The organism is Xanthomarina gelatinilytica, assembly GCF_000348685.1.
Taxonomy (GTDB): Bacteria; Bacteroidota; Bacteroidia; order Flavobacteriales; family Flavobacteriaceae; genus Xanthomarina; species Xanthomarina gelatinilytica.
Map to the genome: position 1 here is coordinate 64569 of NZ_ANLA01000016.1, position 22958 is coordinate 87526.

17 protein-coding genes are annotated in these 22958 nt (G+C 36.0%); 10 read left to right on the forward strand and 7 right to left on the reverse strand.

Annotation, left to right across the window (positions count from 1 at the left end; all coding sequences use genetic code 11):
• Nucleotides 1-8: 8 nt before the first annotated feature.
• Complete coding sequence (locus tag D778_RS10730) at nucleotides 9-6335, forward strand: alpha-2-macroglobulin family protein (RefSeq protein ID WP_040492214.1); 6327 nt, start codon at nucleotides 9-11, stop codon at nucleotides 6333-6335.
• A 69-nt stretch (nucleotides 6336-6404) separates the two neighbouring features.
• Here D778_RS10730 and D778_RS10735 read toward each other — a convergent pair whose 3' ends face one another.
• The 5 genes from D778_RS10735 to D778_RS14430 form a co-directional block, all read right to left on the reverse strand.
• The gene (locus D778_RS10735; RefSeq protein ID WP_007650540.1) at nucleotides 6405-7130 is read right to left on the reverse strand and encodes an SDR family oxidoreductase; all 726 of its coding nucleotides are present in this window, start codon (nucleotides 7128-7130) and stop codon (nucleotides 6405-6407) included.
• An 85-nt stretch (nucleotides 7131-7215) separates the two neighbouring features.
• The gene (locus D778_RS10740; protein ID WP_007650542.1) at nucleotides 7216-7737 is read right to left on the reverse strand and encodes a DUF4136 domain-containing protein; all 522 of its coding nucleotides are present in this window, start codon (nucleotides 7735-7737) and stop codon (nucleotides 7216-7218) included.
• 42 nt (nucleotides 7738-7779) lie between these two features.
• A complete protein-coding gene (locus D778_RS10745) occupies nucleotides 7780-8493 on the reverse strand; it encodes an ion transporter (RefSeq protein WP_007650544.1) in 714 nt (237 codons plus the stop codon).
• Nucleotides 8494-8499: 6 nt separating this feature from the next.
• Complete coding sequence (gene obgE / locus D778_RS10750) at nucleotides 8500-9498, reverse strand: GTPase ObgE (RefSeq protein WP_007650546.1); 999 nt, start codon at nucleotides 9496-9498, stop codon at nucleotides 8500-8502.
• A 56-nt stretch (nucleotides 9499-9554) separates the two neighbouring features.
• The gene (locus D778_RS14430; RefSeq protein ID WP_007650548.1) at nucleotides 9555-10700 is read right to left on the reverse strand and encodes an adenylate kinase; all 1146 of its coding nucleotides are present in this window, start codon (nucleotides 10698-10700) and stop codon (nucleotides 9555-9557) included.
• A gap of 92 nt (nucleotides 10701-10792) precedes the next feature.
• Here D778_RS14430 and D778_RS10760 point away from each other — a divergent pair, with 92 nt between their 5' ends.
• The 5 genes from D778_RS10760 (at nucleotide 10793) to D778_RS10780 (ending at nucleotide 15527) form a co-directional block, all read left to right on the forward strand.
• Entirely contained in the window at nucleotides 10793-11947 is a 1155-nt protein-coding gene (locus D778_RS10760; protein WP_040492232.1) for a 5-(carboxyamino)imidazole ribonucleotide synthase, read from the forward strand.
• 2 nt (nucleotides 11948-11949) lie between these two features.
• Nucleotides 11950-12432, forward strand: coding sequence for a 5-(carboxyamino)imidazole ribonucleotide mutase (gene purE, locus D778_RS10765; RefSeq protein WP_007650552.1), 483 nt, complete (start codon nucleotides 11950-11952; stop codon nucleotides 12430-12432).
• 199 nt (nucleotides 12433-12631) lie between these two features.
• The gene (locus tag D778_RS10770) at nucleotides 12632-14668 is read left to right on the forward strand and encodes a M3 family metallopeptidase (protein ID WP_007650553.1); all 2037 of its coding nucleotides are present in this window, start codon (nucleotides 12632-12634) and stop codon (nucleotides 14666-14668) included.
• 41 nt (nucleotides 14669-14709) lie between these two features.
• Nucleotides 14710-15261 (forward strand): sigma-70 family RNA polymerase sigma factor, encoded by a 552-nt coding sequence (locus D778_RS10775; protein ID WP_007650555.1) that lies wholly within the window; start codon nucleotides 14710-14712, stop codon nucleotides 15259-15261.
• Nucleotides 15262-15266: 5 nt separating this feature from the next.
• Nucleotides 15267-15527 (forward strand): hypothetical protein, encoded by a 261-nt coding sequence (locus D778_RS10780; protein ID WP_007650557.1) that lies wholly within the window; start codon nucleotides 15267-15269, stop codon nucleotides 15525-15527.
• Here D778_RS10780 and D778_RS10785 read toward each other — a convergent pair.
• Nucleotides 15510-16340, reverse strand: coding sequence for a UbiA prenyltransferase family protein (locus D778_RS10785; RefSeq protein WP_007650559.1), 831 nt, complete (start codon nucleotides 16338-16340; stop codon nucleotides 15510-15512). The genes D778_RS10780 and D778_RS10785 overlap by 18 nt on opposite strands.
• Before the next feature lie 188 nt (nucleotides 16341-16528).
• Here D778_RS10785 and gcvP point away from each other — a divergent pair, with 188 nt between their 5' ends.
• From gcvP to D778_RS10805, 4 genes are all read left to right on the forward strand, one after another.
• Complete coding sequence (gcvP, locus tag D778_RS10790; protein ID WP_040492218.1) at nucleotides 16529-19378, forward strand: aminomethyl-transferring glycine dehydrogenase; 2850 nt, start codon at nucleotides 16529-16531, stop codon at nucleotides 19376-19378.
• A gap of 178 nt (nucleotides 19379-19556) precedes the next feature.
• Nucleotides 19557-20615 (forward strand): 3-oxoacyl-ACP synthase III family protein, encoded by a 1059-nt coding sequence (locus D778_RS10795; protein WP_007650562.1) that lies wholly within the window; start codon nucleotides 19557-19559, stop codon nucleotides 20613-20615.
• A 32-nt stretch (nucleotides 20616-20647) separates the two neighbouring features.
• Nucleotides 20648-21169, forward strand: coding sequence for a methyltransferase domain-containing protein (locus D778_RS10800; protein ID WP_007650563.1), 522 nt, complete (start codon nucleotides 20648-20650; stop codon nucleotides 21167-21169).
• 24 nt (nucleotides 21170-21193) lie between these two features.
• Nucleotides 21194-22036, forward strand: coding sequence for a glycosyltransferase family 2 protein (locus D778_RS10805; protein WP_007650564.1), 843 nt, complete (start codon nucleotides 21194-21196; stop codon nucleotides 22034-22036).
• Between the two features lie 80 nt (nucleotides 22037-22116).
• Here the strand turns inward: D778_RS10805 and D778_RS10810 are convergent, their stop codons facing one another.
• Nucleotides 22117-22926 carry a DNA/RNA non-specific endonuclease gene (locus D778_RS10810; RefSeq protein ID WP_007650565.1) on the reverse strand — a complete coding sequence of 270 codons (810 nt, stop codon included), beginning with the start codon at nucleotides 22924-22926 and terminating at the stop codon, nucleotides 22117-22119.
• Nucleotides 22927-22958 lie beyond the last annotated feature (32 nt).

The window sequence follows — 22958 nt, forward strand, 5'->3', positions numbered from 1 at the left end:
TCTTACAAATGAAATACTACGCAACTATATTAATGCTGTTATTATTCGCTCATTTTTCTGAAGCCCAAAATTCGGATTACAACACACTTTGGAAACAAGTAGAGGCTTTTGAACGTGAGGAATTGCTCAAATCGGCTTTACAAATTGTAGAACAAATAGAAGCTTTGGCCATTAAGGACCAAAACCAAACACAGCAAATTAAAACCTTGCTCTTTAAAAGCAAGTTCGCCTTAATTTTAGAAGAAGACGCGCAGTTAAAGATTGTTAACAGTTTTAAAACTGCCATTTCCAACAAACCTGCACCTATAAAAAATGTGTTGGAAAACATGTTGGCAACCATTTATTGGCAATATTTCCAACAAAACAGATATAAGTTTTACAACAGAACCAAAGTGGTGGACAAAACCGTTGCAACCGATTTTAGAACTTGGGATTTACAAACCCTATTTAATGAAATCCAATTGCATTACCAACAGTCCTTAAAAAACAAAGAACTGCTACAACAAGAAGATTTAACTGCTTATTCCAGTATTTTAAACGAACAAACAGATTCCAAACGCTATAGACCTACGCTATATGATTTGTTAGCCCATAACGCTTTGGAGTTTTACCAAACACACGAAAACAGCATCACAAAACCAGCTTATAAATTTGAAATTGATGATGAAGCTTATTTAAGCGACTCCAAAACATTTTCAAAATTAGAGCTTCGCTCAAAAGATTCCACCTCTTTAGAATTGCAGGCATTGAAAATATATCAGGATTTAATTCAATTTCACTTAAAAAACAACCAGCTTGAAGCCTTGACAGACGTAAATATTTTACGCTACAATTTTGTAGAGCAGCATGCTACTTTTCAAAACAAAGACAGCTTATTGATAGAAGCCTACAAAACCGAAGCCGAACGCATAAAAACACATGAAGCTTCAGGATTATATCAATTTGAAATTGCTAACTTGTATTATCAACAAGGTCAGGAATATCAGTCAGGAACAAACGAAACCAATCGTTGGAAACTAAAAGATGCCGAACAACTTTGTAACAGTATTATCAAGCGATTTCCTAAAAGTCGTGCTGCAGAAAAAAGCAACATCTTACTAGAACAGATCCATCAAGAATCTTTAAGTATTCTCTCTGAAAGTTACTTACCAATTCAACTAGATGCTAAAGTTTTAGTGACTTATAAAAATCTAAACACACTAGATTTTAATGTTTATAAGCTGTCAGAAAATCAGGTTAAAACCTTTAGCAAAACCTATAAACAAGAAGAGCAACTTAAATTTATTAATAAGTTGAAAGCAGATGCATCTTGGAAAAGTGAGCTAAAAAACGAATTGGATTTTCAGCAACATAGCACAGAAATCCTACTTCCTAAATTGGATAACGGTCGTTATTTAATTGTCGCAAAAATCAATAACAACCAGAACACTTTTGCTTTCAACACCTTTCAAGTTACCAATATAGCTGTGGTTGAAAAAACAGAACAGGACAAGCAGGTATATCAATTTATCGACAGAAACAACGGAAATCCCTTAAGCAATCTGGACATCCAGATAACCTATTTTAAGAATTATAGAGATAATACAAACAATAAAAACTACACTACCAATGCTTTGGGTGAAATTGAACTTATTAAAGGTTCTAACACCTGGTCCAATATTCACATAGAAGCAAGTTGTTCTGATGAAAAGGCATTTTTTGGAGATTACTATTTAAATAGAAAATACGAAAGAAACACCTATAAAGAACATTACAGAGGTTTTATATTTACAGACCGAAGCATTTACAGACCTGGACAAATTGTTTATTTTAAAGGTATTGGTATTAAGATTGAAGATGGTAAATCTGAAGTGATTCCAAATGAATTGTTTTATCTAGAACTTTATGATACCAATAATGATTTAATTTCTGAATTAGAATTAAAATCCAATGAATTTGGTTCCGTTTCTGGTGAGTTTATTCTTCCTAATTCGGGTTTAAACGGAAATTATAGTATTGAATTCTATGGTGAGAAAAATGATGTGGATGTTAAACATTATTTTTCAGTTGAAGAATACAAACGCCCCAAGTTTGAAGCCCAATTTAAACCTGTAACGGAAACTTATAAAGTCAACGATTCCGTAACTGTAACAGGACAGGCTTTAGCTTATGCTGGAAGCAACATCACCAATGCCAAAGTGGTTTACAGAGTGCATAGAAAAGTACAATATCCGAGATGGTATTATTGGTACAGACCTGCTTATATTAGCGAACCACAGGAAATAACCCATGGAGAAGCCATAACAAACAACAAAGGTGAATTTGAAATTACTTTTAAAGCCCTTCCTGATACAAGTGTCAACAAAGACAATCTGCCTGTTTTTAATTATGAAGTAACTGCAGATGTCACCGATTTAAATGGGGAAACACGTTCTGCAACAACCATAGTTAATGTTGGGTATCATGCGCTAATTGCAACGGTTTCTGTAGATGCTACCTTAGACAAATTGAAAAAGGAGCATACATTAAACATCGATACCAAAAACTTAAATGGTGAATTTGTTCCAGCACAAGGAACCATAAAAATCTATAAGCTTAAAGCTCCAGATTATGTCTTGCGTCCACGACCTTGGAAAGCTCCAGATTATCAGATGCTTTCAGAAACTGAATTTAAAATTATGTTTCCTTATGAAGCCTATAAAGATGAAAACAACCCAAACAATTGGAAAAAAGGAGCCCTTGTTTTTGAAAAATCCTTCAATACCGAAAAATCCAAAGAAATAGAATTAGGAAACATTAAGAAATGGGAATCTGGACAATATGTTATTGAATTGGAAAGCAAAGATAGATTTGGTCAGGAAGTCAAAGACGAAACCAGGACCACCTTGTTTAGCGAGACCGACAAAACCCTTGCAGACAAGCAACTTTTCAGCATGAGTTCCAATAAAAAAGACTATCAAATTAACGATATTGTGGAACTTACTTTAGGGTCTTCGGCTGAAAATATATCAGTAACGGTTGAAATTGAAAAGAACAAACAAACCGTAAACACCTACGTCATTCAACTAAACAATAACAAGAAAACCATAAGCATTCCTGTTAATAAAACAGATTTGGGTGGCTTTGCAGTACACTACAGTTTTGCCTATGCCAATAGTTTTGAATCTGGTACAACATCTATTTCAGTACCTTATCCTAAATCCGATTTAGAGATTGAAACCATGACGTTTAGAGACAAATTGCAACCAGGACAAGAGGAGACTTGGAGCTTTAAAATTAAAGGTCCCAAAGGCGAACAAGTATCTGCCGAATTATTAGCGAGCATGTACGATATGTCTTTGGACCAATTTAAACCTCATCTCTGGGATTTCAATCCCATTAATCTTCCAACTTATCGTGCGTATAACCACAAAAACGCAAGAGCCAGTTTTTATACTGATACGTTCAGGGTTCTTAATTTAAATAGATTTTACGCTTATTATCCTAAAAACAGTTATGATCAATTGGATTGGTTTGGGTTTAGCTTGACGAATACTTGGGTAAGACAACAATATTTAAGAAAAATTAGGACTCAAGCTTCCTATAATACTGCTTTAGAAAAAGGAAAAGTGGTTGGAACTATTGTAGATGAAAATGACCTGCCTTTACCTGGTGTCAATATCAATATTAAAGGAAGTAATGAAGGTACTCAAACCGATTTTGATGGTCAATTTTCTATTAAAGCAAAAACTGGTGACATACTGGTACTGACCTTTGTTGGATATATTAAAAAAGAATATGTTATTGGTGCCAACAACACTTTTACACTTTCTATGATTCCAGATGTCACTGCTATAGATGAAGTGGTTGTGACTGGTTTTGGAGTAAAAAAAGAGAAAAGTGCTATTGGTTATGCCTTTAGATCTGAAGAGGCTGAATTAGCTGCTTCAGACAATGAAGAAGAATTAAACGAAGAAGTTTCAGAGGCTACAATAAGTAACCCTTTAAAAGAAGACTTCTCTCAAGTTACAATCCGTAAAAACCTTCAGGAAACGGCTTTTTTCTTTCCACAATTACAAACAGACGAAAAAGGCAACGTCAGTTTTAGCTTTACCACACCAGAAGCCTTAACCAAATGGAAATTGCAATTAATGGCACATACCAAAACCTTGGAATCTGCAACAACTACGTTGGAAACTGTTACCCAAAAAGAACTGATGGTCATACCAAATGCACCACGTTTTTTACGTCAAGGAGACCAAATAACTATTAGTTCTAAGATTTCTAATCTGAGCAAAAAAGATCTTTCTGGACAAGCCGTTTTGCAACTTTTTGATGCAACAAATGGCAAAACCATTGATGCTGAACTAAACAATTCCTTAAACACAAAGGCCTTTACTGTTGATGAAAAAGGAAATACTGAAGTGTCATGGAGTTTATCCATTCCAGATCATATAGATGCTGTTCAATACAAAATAATTGCCAAAGCAGGCGATTTTAGCGATGGCGAACAAAATGCGCTTCCTGTGCTTTCCAACAGAATGTTGGTTACGGAAACGTTACCTATGTGGATTCGTTCTAACCAAACCAAAACGTTTACTCTAGAGAAGTTAAAAAATAATACTTCAACAACTCTAAAGAATCACAAATTGACCTTGGAGATCACATCCAATCCGGCTTGGTATGCCGTTCAGGCTTTGCCTTATTTAATGGAATATCCTTACGAATGCAATGAACAAGTATTTAGCAGATATTATGCGAATTCATTGGCTAGCCATATAGCAAATTCAAACCCTAGAATTCAAGAGGTTTTCAATCAATGGAGAAATACAGATGCGCTACTTTCTAATTTGGAAAAGAACCAAGAATTAAAATCCATTCTTATTGAAGAAACACCTTGGTTACGCGATGCTGAAAGTGAAACCGAACAAAAGAAACGCATTGCCTTATTATTCGATTTAAACAAAATGACAAGCGAATTACAGGCAAATATTCGCAAACTGGAACAAAACCAAATGCCAAATGGCTCTTGGGCTTGGTTTCAAGGTGGTAGACCCAATCGTTATATCACACAACATATTATTACAGGATTTGGACATTTAGATAAGCTACATGCCACGCTAAGCGCAGTCGAGACGTCTATGATTAAAAAAGCCATAAGCTATTTGGACAAAGAGTTTGTTGAAGAATACAAAAACATCACCAAATACAATGAAAAAGCAGATTTAACCAAAGATCATTTAAGCTACACACAATTGCATTATTTATACATGCGAAGTTTTTATCCAGAGGTTAAAAAATCGAAAGAAGTAGAAGACATAATTGCATATTACCAAACTCAAATTCAAAAATATTGGAAATCTCGCAACCTGTACTCGAAAGGTTTGATGGCTTTGGTGTCTCATAGATTTGAGGATGATGTAACAGCCTCAAAAATCTTAAAATCTTTAAAGGAAAATAGTATTACCAGTGACGAATTAGGCATGTATTGGAAAGAAAACACAAGTTCTTGGTATTGGTATCAAGCTCCTATAGAAACCCAGGCTTTGATGATTGAAGCTTTTTCTGAAATAGAAAATGACATTAAAACCATAGACAATCTGAAAATCTGGCTCTTAAAAAACAAACAGACCAATAGCTGGAAAACCACCAAAGCAACAACCGAAGCTGTTTATGCTATATTGCTTCAAGGTAGTGATTGGTTATCTGTAACTGAGATGGTTGATGTAGTTGTTGGTGGCAAAACTATAGAACCCTTCAATCCCGATAGCTATCGGGAGGAAGACGTGAAAGTTGAAGCTGGAACAGGTTATTATAAAACGTCTTGGACAGGTTCTGAAATTAAACCAGACATGGCAGAAGTTACCTTGACGAAAAAAGGCGAAGGCATTGCTTGGGGAGCTTTATACTGGCAATATTTTGAGGATTTAGATAAGATCACTTCAGCCGAAACACCCTTAACCCTTAAGAAAAAACTCTTCTTAAAAACCAACACCCATTTAGGCGAAGAAATTTCAGAAATAACCTCTGAAACTCAATTAAAAATTGGCGATTTAATTCGTGTACGAATAGAATTGACAAGCGATCGCGCTATGGAATTCCTTCATATGAAAGACATGAGGGCCAGTGGTTTAGAACCAATAAACGTCTTGTCTCAATACAAATGGCAAGATGGCTTGGGTTATTACGAAAGCACCAAAGATGCAAGTACCAACTTCTTTTTCGACTATTTACCAAAAGGCGTTTATGTATTTGAATACGATTTACGTGTTAGCAATGCTGGGAACATGAGCAATGGCATTACCACCATTCAAAGCATGTATGCGCCAGAATTTAGCAGTCATAGTGAAGGCGTTAGGATATCCATTGATAAATAAAAATGTTTTACACAAAAAAGAGGCTTAAAAAAGCCTCTTTTTTTGTTTCATTTTAATAAAACCCTCAAATTATTTATTTGAAGGCATACTGGGTCTCACCTCAATTTTACTTGGTAAGGTTCTCGGGTTCATTTTCAACAAATCTACCACCAATTCACCAATGTCTTCAATTTGAATTTTCCAGGCATCGCTTTCGTCCGGTTCATTCCCATTAAAATGGGTAGAGACCGATCCTGGCATAATGGTACTAACCTTGATACCATACTTTCTTAAATCCAACATCACAGCTTGTGTAAAGCCTGTAACACCAAACTTGCTGGCATTATAAGCTGAACCTCCTGCAAAAAAATTGGTTCCAGCCAAACTTGAAATGGTTATGTAATACCCTTTTGTTTCCTTTAAAGCAGAAACACTGGCTTTTATGGAATTGAAAACGCCTGTTAAATTGGTATCAATAGTCTCATTCCATTGATCCTTAGTCAAATCCTCAATACTTCCAAAATAACCCAATCCTGCATTGGCAATTACAATATCCAATTTGCCAAACTCCTTCTTAACTTCATTTACGGCAGCTTCCTGACTTTCCAGACTTCTTACATCGGCTTCCAAACCAATAGCTTTTGCTGTTGTATTGGAGCCTTTATTCAATAACTCGGCAGCCTTCTTTGCAGCAGCTAAGCTCCTGCTGGTTATAGCTAAATGAATGCCTTGCTTAAGTAGCGATTGTGCAATTCCGTAACCAATGCCTTTGGTGCCTCCAGTAATTAAAGCCACTTTATTTTGTAATGTTTCCATAATATATTTTTTAAATGAACCCAAAGTTACAAAACGAAAGAAAGCTTACGAATTTTAAACTGTTATGAAAATGATAAAATTAAATCTACTTGCTTGGTGGAAAGCCTTCCAAGACCTTTTGGACTATTTGTTGAAATTTGGCTTCGCGCTCTTCTGGATAGTCCCTTGGAACATCGGTTTCACTACTGATGGCTTGCCAAAACAATTGATTGGTATTTGCATCTACAAAATCGAACTTGATCTGTCTGGACATATTGGCCTGACCCAAAGGAATCCCAACTGAAATACCACCACCAACGTTACCTCCTCCACCTCCAACGCCTACTCCTACAGACGAGTTGCTTTGCATTTCCTGATAGGTGGCACTTTCAATATTTATAATAAAATCGGAGTTTTCGGAAAGGAGCAATCCTTTTTGCGCCATGGCTTCATCTAAAGCGGCAAACAAACGTTTGGCATCCAATTCGCTTAATCCTGTATCCATGTTTCTAAAATAGCTATAGGATTTGTATTTGGAAAAATCGGTGTTTTTTTCGTAATCGTAATCAACTGTAACACCACAGGAAAGGCAGATGCATAGAAAAAATATTGAGGCTAACTTTTTCATTTTTGTTTTAAAGATAAGAAACCTCCTGAAAAGGATAACGAATTATTTTTCAGTTTCGTTGGAATCTACAGATTTTGTCAATGCAGAAGAAATAATTCCAGTTGGTATGGCAACAATCCCCAAACCAATCAATAAGATAATAAAAGTAAACACTTTCCCACCAACCGTTATAGGATACACATCGCCATAACCAACGGTTGTCAAGGTCACTATTGCCCACCACAAACTATCGAAAATAGAAGAAAAATGCTCTGGTTGGGCTGCGTTTTCAAAATAATAAATACCAACTGCTGCAAAATAAATTAAGATGAGAGTAACAAACAGAAAAAGAAGAATTTCTTCTTTGGATGATTTTATAGCATTTGTAAAGTGATTTATCGCACGATTGTATCGCACTAATTTAAAGATTCTGAAAAGCCTTAAAAAACGTAAGGCCCTTAACGAACGTAAATCAACACCAAAACTTAAGTAAAATGGTAAAATGGCAAGGAAATCTATAATTCCAAAAAAACTAAATATAAATTTTGGTTTGCTTTCAGCTACATAAATGCGCAATAGGTATTCCACTGAAAAAACAATGACACTAAACACTTCTATCGCATATAAAAGCGAACGGGTTTCTGGTTTTAAATCTGGAATGGTTTCCATAGTAAAGGTGACTATGGAAATTAAAATAAGTACTTGAATAAAAATAGCAAAGACCTTACTGGCCTTATTATCGTTTATTTCAACAATGTTTTTTATACGTTGTTTCATAAGGATTTACTCATTCAGCATCTTCCATAATTTATCTTTCAATTCGGTAAGACCTTGTTGTGCAACCGATGAAATGAACATGTATTCCACAGGAAGCGTTTTGTCCAATTCTGCTTTAAGTTCCGCTTTTAATTCGTTGTCCAGCATATCACTTTTAGAAATGGCTATAAAGCGATCTTTATCTAGTATTTCGGGATTGTAACGTTTCAGCTCATCCAACAGAATATCGTATTGCTCTCTAATATCTTTTGCGTCTGCAGGAATTAAGAACAATAGAACCGAGTTGCGTTCAATGTGTCTTAAAAAATAATGTCCAAGTCCTTTCCCTTCGGCTGCTCCTTCTATAATTCCAGGAATATCTGCCATCACAAACGTTTTAAAATCGCGATATTCCACAATTCCTAAATTAGGTTTCAGGGTAGTAAACTCATAATCGGCTATTTTAGGTTTTGCTGCACTCACTACAGAGAGCAAAGTGGATTTTCCTGCATTTGGAAAGCCAACCAATCCAACATCAGCCAGAACTTTAAGTTCCAGGATGATATCCAATTCTTCGCCAGGTATTCCAGGTTGTGCGTATCTTGGTGTTTGATTGGTAGATGTTTTAAAATGCCAATTGCCACGTCCTCCCATGCCTCCTTTGGCAATTATTTTTTCTTCACCATCTTGGGTAATCTCAAAAATAACATCGTTGGTTTCCCTATCGCGAACTAACGTTCCCAGTGGTACATCCATGTACACATCTTCTCCATCTGCACCTGTACTTCTACTTTTCCCTCCATGTTCGCCATGTCCAGCCTTAAAGTGTCTTTTAAATTTGTAGGTGTACAAGGTCCAAAGATTGGAATTCCCTCGAATAATCACATGACCACCACGTCCACCATCGCCACCATCTGGACCTCCTTTTTCAATAAATTTCTCACGATGTAAATGTGCAGAACCTTTGCCTCCATTTCCGGAAGACACATGCAGTTTTACGTAATCAACGAAATTTCCTTCAGTCATAATTGAGTTTAAATTTTATATAGTTTAAAGCTTAAAGTTTAAACCCTATTGGAGGTTTATAATGTATCTATTACAGCACTTAAGCGCTTGGTAATATCTTCGATACTACCTACTCCATTCACACCAAAATATTTATTTTGAGCCGAATAATAATCTTTTAAAACGGCTGTTTTATCGTAGTATTCCTTAATTCGGTTTCTTATAATGCCTTCGTCTGCATCGTCTGCACGACCACTGGTTTTACCTCTTTCCAACAAACGCTCCACCAAAATTTCATCTGGAACTTCAAGAGCCACCATAGCGTTGATTTGAGAGTCCTTGCTGTCCATTAATTTGTCCAGAGCTTCAGCTTGGGCGTTGGTACGTGGAAACCCATCAAAGATAAAGCCTTTAGCATCGGCATTTTTTTCAACTTCAGCATTTAACATGTCAATGGTTACTTGATCTGGAACCAACTCTCCTTTATCCATATAGGATTTGGCCACCATCCCTAAAGCTGTTTCGTTTTTAATGTTAAAACGAAACACATCGCCTGTTGAGATATGAATTAAATTATATTTTTCCTTTAAGAAATTAGCCTGAGTTCCTTTTCCTGCGCCTGGAGGGCCAAATAGCACCAAATTAGTCATGTGTTGTGTTGTTTTTAATTGATATATTTCAGGCAGATCCCTACCCAAACCATTGTAGTCCAATCCATAGCCTACAATAAATTTATCGGGTATTTCAACGCCTACGTAGTGTAATTTAAAATCTTTTTTATAAGCTGTTGGCTTGTGAAACAACGTAGCGATAAGAAGCTGCTTGACATGTTCGTTTTTAAATATTCTGTGCACTTCTTCAAGTGTATTCCCAGAATCAATAATGTCTTCCAAGATAACAACTGTTCTGCCACTTAAGTCTTGTGTTAAACCAATCAACCTTTGAATGTCTTCGGTAGATTTCACGCCTTCATAAGACGCCAATTTAATAAAAGTAACCTCACAAGGTTTAGGATATTTTTTAACAAAATCGCTTACAAACATAAACGAGCCGTTTAAGATACCTATAAACACTGGTACTTCGTCTTTTAAATCGTTTGCTATCTCTATGGCCATTCGCTGTACGGTTTGTTGTATTTCTTCTTCAGAAATAAATGGCCTAAATTGTAAATCGTGAAGCTTTACCACTTGTTTTATTTTTTTTAGAAATGCAAAGGTAATCATTTGATTAACGTTTTGCGAATTCTAATTTAGATTGTTTGGGATTTAGTTTTTTCAAAGGCAATTGATTTGTACTTTTGTGCAAAATGAAATCCATGAATTTTTTCTCTTCAACTTTTAAACTTGGTATTTTAGGTGGTGGCCAATTAGGTAAAATGTTACTGTACGATACCAGAAAATTCGATATTTACACCACTGTTTTGGACGCTAGCGAAGAAGCGCCTTGTAAATTGGCATGTAATGAATTTCATTTAGGAAATTTAATGGACTACGACGCTGTTTACAACTTTGGAAAACAGGTAGATGTCCTTACTTTTGAAATTGAAAACGTAAACACTAAAGCCTTGGAGGCTTTGGAAAAAGAAGGTGTTAAGGTATATCCTACCTCTAAAACACTTCGTATCATTCAAAACAAAGCCACACAAAAATTGTTTTATAGGGACCACAATATCCCAACTGCCAATTTCTCCAGATTTGCCTATGCTTCGGAAATTTTAGATGCTGTACACAATGGTGGATTAACGTTTCCCTTTGTTTGGAAAAGTGCCCAGTTTGGATACGATGGAAATGGTGTAAAAATAATTAGAACCGAAGCCGATTTGAAAGACTTGCCAAATGTGGAATGTATTGCTGAAGACATGGTGCCTTTTAAAAATGAATTGGCTGTAATAGTTGCTAGAAACCCAGAAGGAGAAGTAGCAACATATCCTGTGGTTGAAATGGAATTCCATCCAGAAGCCAATCAGGTTGAATATGTGATTTGCCCTGCAAGAATTGACGAACAGGTTGCAAAAAAGGCTACAGAAGTGGCTTTAAAAGTCTCCAAAGCTTTTAACCATATTGGACTGTTGGCTGTAGAAATGTTTCAAACCCAAGACGATGCAATTTTGGTTAATGAAGTGGCTCCCAGACCACATAACTCTGGACATCATACCATTGAATCTAGTTATACATCACAATTTGAACAACACCTGAGAGCCATATTAAATCTACCCTTAGGAAAAACCGACAGTCAAGTCGGTGGTATTATGGTAAATTTGGTTGGTGCCGAAGGGCATACTGGAAATGTGGTTTATCAGCATATTGAAGACATCATGAAACTGCCTGGAGTAACACCACATATTTATGGTAAAAAACAAACCAGGCCTTTTAGGAAAATGGGACATGTGACCATAGTGAACAAAGATTTAAACACAGCAAGACATATTGCAGAACAAGTAAAAAATACCATTAAAGTTATAAGCGAATAATTATGAGCAAAGTAGGAGTTATTATGGGAAGCAAAAGCGACCTACCGGTTATGCAAGAAGCCATAGACATTTTAAAAGGTTTTGATATAGAAGTTGACGTGGATATTGTATCTGCACACAGAACACCGGAAAAATTGTTCGATTATGGCAAACATGCACATACACGAGGTTTTTCAGTTATTATTGCAGGTGCTGGAGGCGCAGCACATTTACCAGGTATGATAGCCTCTCTTTCTCCCCTTCCTGTAATTGGAGTTCCAGTAAAAAGCAGTAATTCCATAGATGGTTGGGACTCTGTTTTATCAATTCTGCAAATGCCTGGAGGTGTTCCTGTAGCAACAGTGGCTCTAAATGGTGCCAAGAATGCAGGTATTTTAGCAGCCCAAATTATTGGGAGTTCCAATCCTTCTGTTTTAGATAAAATTTTACATTATAAAGAAGGCTTAAAAGCAAAAGTTATAGAGTCTTCCAAAGACTTAAAATAAAAAACCTCGACTTTTGGTCGAGGTTTTAAACGCTATTAATCAATTATTTTAAAGAGTCACTTAAAACTCTCATGAAAAATCTGATGCAAAAGTAGCATTTAAAATCAAATAAATTCATAATAAAAAGTTAATAATCAGAAAACCAGTGTCTTAGTAAGAAAAGTAAGACACTCATTTTTCGAAAAGAATCCTCTTAAAAATGAATATTCTAAATAAACCATTTGACACACAGTTTCATACAGCTCCTTTTTCAAAAATTAAGAACGAGCACTTTTTACCTGCTTTTAAAAAAGCCATAGAAAAAGCCAAAAAAGAAATTGAGGATATTACCAATAATCCAGAAACACCAAGTTTTAAAAATACGGTTGAAGCTTTGGATTTCTCTGGCGAAGAATTGGATAGGATTTCGAGTATTTTTTTTAATTTGAATTCGGCCGAAACCAACGACGAAATTCAAAAAATTGCCCAAGAGGTTTCCCCTTTATTGTCTGAATTCAGTAATGACATTACATTAAACGAAAAGTTGTTTAAACGTATAAAAACCGTTTACCAAGCTCAAAACTCGTTAAACTTAACAACCGAGCAAAAAACCCTTTTGGATAAAAAATACAAAAGTTTCTCTAGAAATGGGGCCAACTTACCAGAAGACAAAAAACAACAACTTAGAGACATAGACAAAGAATTAAGCAAACTGAAACTCAAGTTTGGCGAAAATGTATTGGCCGAAACCAATAAGTTTGAAATGCTCTTGACCAAAGAAGAGGAAGTGGCAGGTTTACCAGAAGGTGCCAAGGAAGCTGCACAGCAATTGGCAGAATCAAAAGGCAAAAAAGGCTGGTTAATTACATTGCATTACCCAAGCTACATACCCTTTATGACCTACGCAAACAATCGGGAATTGCGAAAAAAATTGGCCATTGCCTCTGGAGCCAAAGCATTTCATAACGATGCCTTGGACAACCAGGAAAATGTATTGAAAATTGTTAAACTTCGCCATGAAAGAGCCAATTTATTGGGTTATAAAACCCATGCGCATTTTGTTCTTGAAGAACGCATGGCTAAAACCCCAGAAAAAGTAGAAACGTTTTTAAATGAATTGTTGGAAAAAGCCAAACCTGCAGCATTAAAAGAATTCACAGAGCTTGAGTCTTTTGCAAAAGAACTGGATGGCATAGACCAATTACAAAAATGGGATGGTGCTTATTATGCTGAAAAATTAAAACAAAAACGATTTGATTTGGACGATGAAAAACTAAAACCCTATTTTAAACTTGAAAACGTAATTCAAGGGGTTTTTACAATTTCAGAAAGGCTATATGGTTTGCATTTTGAAGAAATTTCCACTATCGATAAATATCATCAAGATGTTTTAACATACAAGGTTACAAACGATAAAGGCGACTTGGTTTCTATTTTTTATGCCGATTTTTTCCCAAGACCAGGCAAAAGAAATGGGGCTTGGATGACATCTTACAAACCTCAATATGTTAAAAACGGCGAAAACTCCCGACCACATATTTCCATTGTTTGTAATTTTACAAAACCTACAAAAAGCAAACCTTCCTTATTAACATTTAATGAGGTCACCACGTTATTTCACGAATTTGGACATGCTTTACATGGCATGTTGGCCAATACCACTTACCCAAGTTTATCAGGAACAAGTGTATTTTGGGATTTTGTGGAACTGCCAAGTCAGGTATTGGAAAATTGGTGTTACGAAAAAGAAGCCTTGGAATTATTTGCCACACATTATGAAACTGGAGAGGTAATTCCTATGGATTTAATTGAAAAAATAAAAGCCTCTTCAACCTTTCATGAAGGGATGCAAACCTTGCGTCAGCTAAGCTTTGGCCTATTGGATATGAGTTGGCATGGTGTCGAATCGCCAGAAACAATAAAAAGCGTTAAAGAGCATGAACTAAAAGCTTTTGAAAACACAAAACTGTACCCAGATGTTGCAGAAAACTGCATGAGCACCTCATTTTCTCACATTTTCCAAGGAGGTTACAGTTCTGGTTATTACAGTTACAAATGGGCTGAAGTTTTAGATGCAGATGCTTTTGAGTTTTTTAAAGAAAAAGGCATTTTCAATAAAGATGTAGCAACAAAATTTAAAGAACACGTTTTGTCACAAGGTGGAACCGAAGACCCAATGATCCTTTACAAACGTTTTAGAGGACACGAACCTCAACCCGATGCTTTACTAAAGCGGGCAGGTTTGATAGAAAAGTAATTTATTTACCCTATTTTTGATAAAATTGCTGAAAAAGAAACATGCCAAAACACACTATAAATCCAAATCAATGGATTGATCTGTATTCCGATTACCTTTTCAATTTTACCATTTCGCGTGTAAACGATAGGGAAAAAGCAAAAGATTTGGTGCAGGATACGTTTTTTGCCGGCTTAAAATCCATGAAGAATTTTAAGGGTGAAGCCAGTGAACGCACATGGCTCATTTCTATTTTAAAACGAAAAATCATAGACCATTACCGAAAAATAAACTCCAATAAAGGCAAGGCTGAAGTACGTGTGGAATTCAACACAGAAGATGACGAAGGAAGTTGGCTGGAAAAAAGAGTGGCAGATACAGATTATAGAACTGCCGAAGATGAAATTGTAAACAACGAACTAGGTGACGCCATTTATGATTGCCTGAGCAAATTACCGGAAAAACAAGCCACTGTTTTTAGAATGAAAACCATAGAAGGTTTAGAAACCGAAACTATTTGTAATGATTTAAACATCACTGCGTCTAATCTGTGGGTCATAATTCACAGAGCAAGAACATCCATGGCAGCATGTATGGAAAAAAATTGGTTTTAACAACAATGAAACACAAATCCTTTTTATTTATATCGTGCGACGAAGCAAAACATATTTGCGATAAAGCACAATATCACGAAGCCACTTCTTGGGAAACCTTCAAGTTAAAACTTCGTTATGTATGGTGTAGGATAACCAGAGCCTATGTAAACAAAAACATTAAGTTAACAGAAACCATTAAAAAAGCGAATGTTTCTTGCTTAAATCAATCTGAAAAACAAGTGTTACGGAAAAACCTTCAAAACGAGTTAAAAAACCAACAATAGCAACAACCAAACCAAGGGAATACCTTCTACCCAAAACGAGCTGTAATACCTGCCTTGATTTCTATTTGCAAAAATCAAAAACATCAAAGTTACAAACATGGTTATCAACATACTAACAGTGTGTTCCACATTCAATTGAGGTTTTAAGAATTCCAAAAGAAAAAACAACATAAGCAATAAAACACCAACCATTTTAGTGTTTTTTATGCCTATTTGCTGTGGGATGGTTGCCAGTTTTAAACTATCATAATTTAAATCCCTAATCTCAAAGGGAAACATCAACACAGTGACAAATACAAATCTTTGAAAGCCAGTAACAACAACATTTGTATCCAAAGGCACATGATTGTTCAGTAAAGGCAAAACCACTGTCACGCCTGCCCAAACCAGAGCAATAATATACACTTTTAAACCACTTACATTTCTTAAATTTTTATGCTTGTCGTACAAGATTTTATTGGGCAAAAAGGGAATGGCATATAAAAAAGTAACAACACCAAAACCCAATATCACAACAAGTGAAATCAGTTCCAGTTTTAAAGCAAAGTAACACATGCCAATAAAACACATCAAGGAAAACACCTGTATCAATTTTAGCCAATTGGTTAAACTTCTATGGTGAAATCTTGCCAAACCAAAATATTTCACAAAATTATATCCAGTTATGGAAGCAAAAAATATAAAGTAAAGTACGGCTCGATCATATGGAATACCAAATTCCAAAAGCGTGACCCAAGACAAGGCAAAAACAGCCAAAGCCACATGAATACTACTATCTATATAAAAATTGAATATTTGTTTTAACAAAGCCATAAAACAAAAGTACACAAAGTGTTAATAACCTTTTTAATTGGTTAAAAACTTTAGTTTTCATTAACAAAATAACGTGAATTATTACGTAATTTTGCGCTTGAAAAAATGACTGTCATTTATTAAAATAATGAAGTCGCATTAAAACGGTATTTTCCAGGAAACTGGAAACCTAACACAACTAAATTTTAATGAACACAACTAATTTCGCAAACCGTCACATTGGTCCAAGGGAAGAGGATCAAAACCAGATGTTAAAAACCATTGGTGTAGACACTTTAGACCAGCTTATTTACGAAACGCTTCCTGATGGCATTAAATTAAAAAAGCCTTTAAATTTAGATGAGCCAATGAGCGAGTATGAATACTTAACACATATTCACGAGCTTTCTAAACTAAACAAAACCTACAAAACCTATATTGGTCTTGGGTATCATCCAACCATTTTGCCTCCTGTTATTCAACGAAATATTCTAGAAAACCCAGGATGGTATACAGCTTACACACCTTATCAGGCTGAAATTGCCCAAGGTCGTTTAGAAGCGCTATTAAACTTCCAAACCATGGTAACGGACCTAACAGGAATGGAACTTGCCAACGCTTCCCTTTTAGACGAAAGCACAGCTGCAGCAGAAGCCATGAGCCTGTTGTTTGCAGTTAGGGAACGTGACCAGAAAAAAAACAATGTCAACAAGTTTTTTGTTACTGAAAACATTTTGCCACAAACCTTGTCGTTGTTGCAAACAAGAGCCAATCCAATAGGAATAGAATTGGTTGTGGGAAATGAAGATACATTCGATTTTTCAACCGATTATTTTGGAGCTATTTTGCAATATCCTGGAAAAAACGGACAGGTAACCGATATTAAGAATTTTATTGAAAAAGCCAACGCCTCGCAAATTAAAGTAGCGGTTTCTGCAGACATTTTAAGTTTGGTCATGTTGGAGGCTCCTGGAAAATTTGGCGCAGATGTAGTTGTAGGGACCACACAACGTTTTGGAATCCCAATGGGTTATGGTGGACCACACGCTGCTTTTTTTGCCACAAAAGAAGCTTATAAAAGAGATATTCCTGGTCGTATAATTGGCGTTACCAAAGATGTCAATGGCAATAGAGCGTTACGTATGGCCTTACAAACCAGGGAACAACACATCAAGCGAGACAAAGCAACTTCCAATATTTGTACAGCTCAAGTATTGTTGGCTGTAATGGCTGGAATGTATGCTGTATATCATGGCCCAAAAGGCTTGACATTTATTGCAAATAAAGTACACAACACAGCAGTAGCCATTTCCAATAACATCGAGAAATTAGGTTATAAACAAAACAACACTTCGTTTTTTGATACGCTAAGTATAACTGCAGAGGCTTCAAAAATTAAATCGATTGCAGAAAAGCATCAGGTGAATTTCTTTTATCCAGATGCCAATACGGTGACACTTTCCATTAATGAAACCACAAATTTAAAAGATGCCAATGAAATTGTGGCCATTTTTGCTGAAGCAGCTGGAAAAGATACCATAGCAATAACAACACTTGAAACATCCAATTTTATCCCAGTAAGACTTCAAAGAACCTCAGACTTCTTAAGTTTGGACATTTTCAATTCCCATCATTCAGAAACCGAATTGATGCGTTATATTAAAATGCTGGAACGCAAAGACCTATCCCTAAATCATTCCATGATTTCTTTAGGTTCTTGTACCATGAAATTGAATGCAGCAGCTGAAATGTTACCATTAAGTTCTCCAAATTGGGGAAGTGTTCACCCTTTTGTTCCTGTAGAACAAGCCCAAGGGTATCAAACCGTTTTAAAAGAACTAGAAGACCAATTAACGGAAATCACTGGATTTGCAGCAACTTCTTTGCAGCCAAATTCTGGGGCACAAGGTGAATACGCTGGATTGATGGTTATTAAAGCGTATCATGAATCCCGAGGAGACCATCATAGAAACATCTGTTTAATTCCTTCGTCTGCTCATGGAACCAATCCAGCAAGTGCTGTAATGGCTGGCATGAAAGTGGTTGTTACTAAATCGACTGAAAAAGGAAATATTGATGTTGAAGATTTACGTGAAAAAGCCGAATTACACAAAGACAACCTGTCTTGTATCATGGTTACTTATCCATCAACTCATGGTGTGTACGAATCTGCCATTAAGGAAATCACACAGATAATTCACGACAATGGTGGCCAAGTTTATATGGATGGAGCCAACATGAATGCCCAAGTAGGCCTAACAAATCCTGGAAATATTGGAGCAGATGTTTGTCATTTAAACTTACACAAAACCTTTGCCATTCCTCATGGAGGAGGCGGTCCTGGAGTTGGTCCAATTTGTGTTGCAAAACAATTGGTGCCATTTTTACCTGGAAACCCTATTATTAAAACTGGAGGAGACCAAGCCATATCAGCTATTTCTGCTGCTCCATTTGGTTCAGCATTGGTTTGCTTGATCTCCTACGCTTACATAAAAATGTTAGGTGCCGAAGGGTTGACACAAGCCACAAAAATTGCTATTTTAAATGCCAATTACATCAAACATCGCTTACAAGGACAGTTTGACACCTTGTATTCAGGCGAATGTGGTCGTGCAGCACATGAAATGATAGTGGATTGTAGACCTTTTAAAGCTCATGGTATAGAAGTTGGCGACATTGCCAAACGTTTAATGGATTATGGATTCCATGCACCAACGGTTTCGTTTCCAGTAGCTGGAACCTTAATGATAGAACCTACGGAAAGTGAAAGCAAAGCTGAAATGGATCGTTTCTGTGATGCCATGATATCCATTAAAAAAGAAATTGATTTGGCTTCAAAAGACGATGAAAACAATGTCTTGAAAAATGCACCACATACTTTAGAGATGATCACATCTTCTAACTGGTCCATGCCTTACTCTAGGGAAACTGCAGCATTTCCGTTAGACTATATACGTGAAAACAAGTTCTGGCCAAGTGTTAGACGTGTGGACGATGCCTATGGAGACAGAAACCTAATTTGTACCTGTGCTCCAATAGAGGAATATTTGGACGCCTAATTTATAGACACACATAATTTAAAAGCCCTCAAAATGAGGGCTTTTTTTTGCATAACATTCAATATAAACTTCATTTATTGAGAATTTAGCAAATATTACCTAATAATTTTGAAATGAATATGCTAACAATAATTTTATGATTAATTTAGCAAAAGCCTAACACATTAATAGCAAAACCATGGCAACAAAAATAACAGGCACTGGAAGCTATATTCCAATTACCATAGAAAGGAACGAGGATTTTCATAAACATGAATTTCTAAATCAAGATGGCTCTTCTATAAAACAACAAAACGATGTGATTATAGAAAAGTTCAAAGCCATTACTGGAATTGGTGAAAGACGCTATGTTGAAAACCACTTAAACACTTCGGACATTGCATTTTTTGCTGCTCAAAAGGCCATAGAAAACTCACAGGTTAACCAAGAGGAATTGGATTATATTATTGTTGGCCATAATTATGGCGATGTAAAACACAATACCGAACAGAGTGATACGGTTCCCAGTATCGCTTCTAGGGTAAAACATCTTCTTGGCATCAAAAACCCTAAATGTGTGGCTTACGACATATTATTTGGATGTCCTGGATGGAATGAAGGTGTTATACAAGCCAATGCATTTATTAAAGCTGGAATTGCAAAAAAATGCCTAGTCATTGGAGCTGAAACCTTATCAAGGGTTGTAGATAAACACGATAGGGACTCTATGATATATAGTGATGGAGCTGGAGCTGCCATTATTGAGGAAACATCTGAAACAGGAGGAATTATTGCGCATCAAAGTGCGACCTATGCTCTAGATGAAGCTCATTTTATTTATTTTGGGGAAACTAACAATCCTGCCATTACAGACCAACGCAGATATATAAAAATGTATGGCCGGAAAATATATGAATTCGCCCTAAACAATGTGCCACCAGCCATGAAATCCTGTTTGGATAAAAGTGGTTACAACATTGGTGATTTAAAGAAAATACTCATCCATCAAGCAAACGAAAAAATGGATGAAGCCATTGTACAACGTTTCTATAAACTGTACAATATGGATATGCCAAAAGACATTATGCCAATGACCATCAACAAATTAGGGAATTCCAGTGTAGCAACGGTTCCTACCCTATACGATTTGATTTTGAATGGTAAACTGGATGGACACACCATCAATAAAGGCGATTTAATTATGTTTGCCAGTGTTGGTGCAGGCATGAACATTAATGCTATTGTATATAAATGCTAATTTAGAAATTCCCGATATCCCGGAAATTACAGATGTACGAAAACACCTTTCCAAATAAACGCTTCAAGCTTACTTCTGAATTTTTAAACAAACACATTTCCAAAAACTCCAAAATATTGGATTTAGGTGTTAAGAATCCGTTTACTGAAATCATGAAACAACAGGGTTTTACTGTTGAAAACACACATGGAGAAGATTTAGACCTAGACACAACAACTATTGAAAACTCAGAGACTGATGTGGTTACTGCCTTCGAGATTTTTGAACATCTCCTCTCTCCTTTTACTGTTTTACAATCCATAAAAGCAGACAAACTTGTTGCTAGTGTCCCTTTAAAATTATGGTTTGCTTCAGCGTATAGAAGCAAAACAGATATGCGAGACAGACATTATCACGAATTTGAAGATTGGCAATTTGACTGGCTTTTGGAAAAAGCAGGTTGGAAAATATTGGATAGACAAAAATGGACCAATCCCACCAAAAAAATTGGAATACGACCAATTCTACGTTGGTTTACGCCAAGATATTACATTGTTTACGCTGAAAGAGTTTAACTTTGAATTTTAAACTTAAACCTTTTGAATTTTTACATTGTCATTCCAGCCCATAACGAAGAAGCTTACATCAAGCAAACTTTAGAGTCTTTGGTAACTCAAACCCTTTTACCAAAACAATTGGTTGTGGTTAATGATCATTCTACAGATAAAACGCAGCAAATTGTTGAAAGGTTTGTTTCTAAATACAACTGGATTTCCTTAGTGAACACAACTTCATCAGATGAACATTTACCTGGTTCAAAAATCATCCATGCGTTTTACAAAGGCTTTGAAAAACTGGATGATTCTTATGATGTGATTTGCAAGTTTGATGCCGATTTAATCTTTCCGAAGAACTATTTAGAGCAGTTGGCATTTCATTTTAAAACTAATGAGAAGCTTGGGATGGTCTCGGGATTCTGTTATGTTGAAAAAAACAACCAATGGGTTTTAGAGAACTTGACCCGAAAGGACCATGTTCGAGGCGCTTTAAAGGCCTATAGAAAAGCTTGTTTTGAGCAAATTGGAAAATTAAAACCATCCATGGGTTGGGACACGGTTGATGAGCTCCTGGCAAAGTATTATGGTTGGGAAATGCTAACAGACAATTCCTTACACGTTAAACACCTAAAGCCTACAGGAAAGAACTACAACAAAGCGTCCAAACACATGCAAGGCGAAGCTATGTATAAAATGCGCTATGGCTTTTGGATTACACTTATTTCTGCTCTAAAATTGGCATATAAAAAAAGGAGTTTCAAGTTGTTTAAAGATTACATGGCTGGGTTTTTTAAGGCCAAAAATGAAAAGCTTCCGTTTTTGGTTTCAGAAGAACAAGGGCAATTTATTAGAAAATTACGTTGGAAAGGTATGATTAGAAAATAAATGAGGTATCATTCTGATCCGTTTGAAGCATCTCCTAAACAAAGAGATGCTTCGACTTCGCTCAGCATGACACTAAAGTGTCAATTAAAACTCCAACCTTTGTAATCTGCAGAAGCCTCTAATTCGTTTTCAAGAGCATCTTCCAATTCCGGAAAGAAATCAATTCCTGTAAGGGTTTCTATAGAATCTACAGGAACCACAAATTTATATAATGGTTGTTTAGAATTTTCATGAGGCATTAAAAAAGCAATCATTTTTGTGTTACCTGTATTGTTATCTATCAAAACTTTATAAAACTGATTTGGAACTGCCACTTGTTCTTCGCCTATGGTTTCCATATGGCCATTCAAAATTCCTCCAGAAACCACAAACACACCATTATATTTACTTGCCCAATACCTTACTTTTTGTTCTAAGGTATTCCAAATCCCAGAATTGAATTCGTGGTTCTGAGGACTGATATTACTGGTTAAAAACGTTTCATTGTATGCATCTTGATTATAAGCCCTATCTGCTGCAGGACATAAATGACCTCTATCGAAACCAGAGTTTTTATAATTTCGCCAATGAGCTGCTCCTGTTTTTACTGCAGGATCAATCTCAAAATAGGGTCTTTTGTAATTGGAGTTGGAGAGATGTTCTTGTTTCAATTCGTAAGCAACCCATTCTGCCTGCTCATGTGGCTCGCTGTAGGATAAAGAATAGCCTTCATGATGCACTATTTGTCCTGTGGTACTTGTTGGCAAAAAGAACCCGTTGGTTTCGGGTTTCACGTTTTTACCCGCATTTACAATAGCTTGTTGCCCTTTTCCTTCCAGATGGAATTCATAATAAAACACACCACAAAGAAGCAAAATGGCAATGATGGAATATGTGGTTCTTTTTTTCATTAAGATGTAATGAAAACCTACAAGATTTTGGA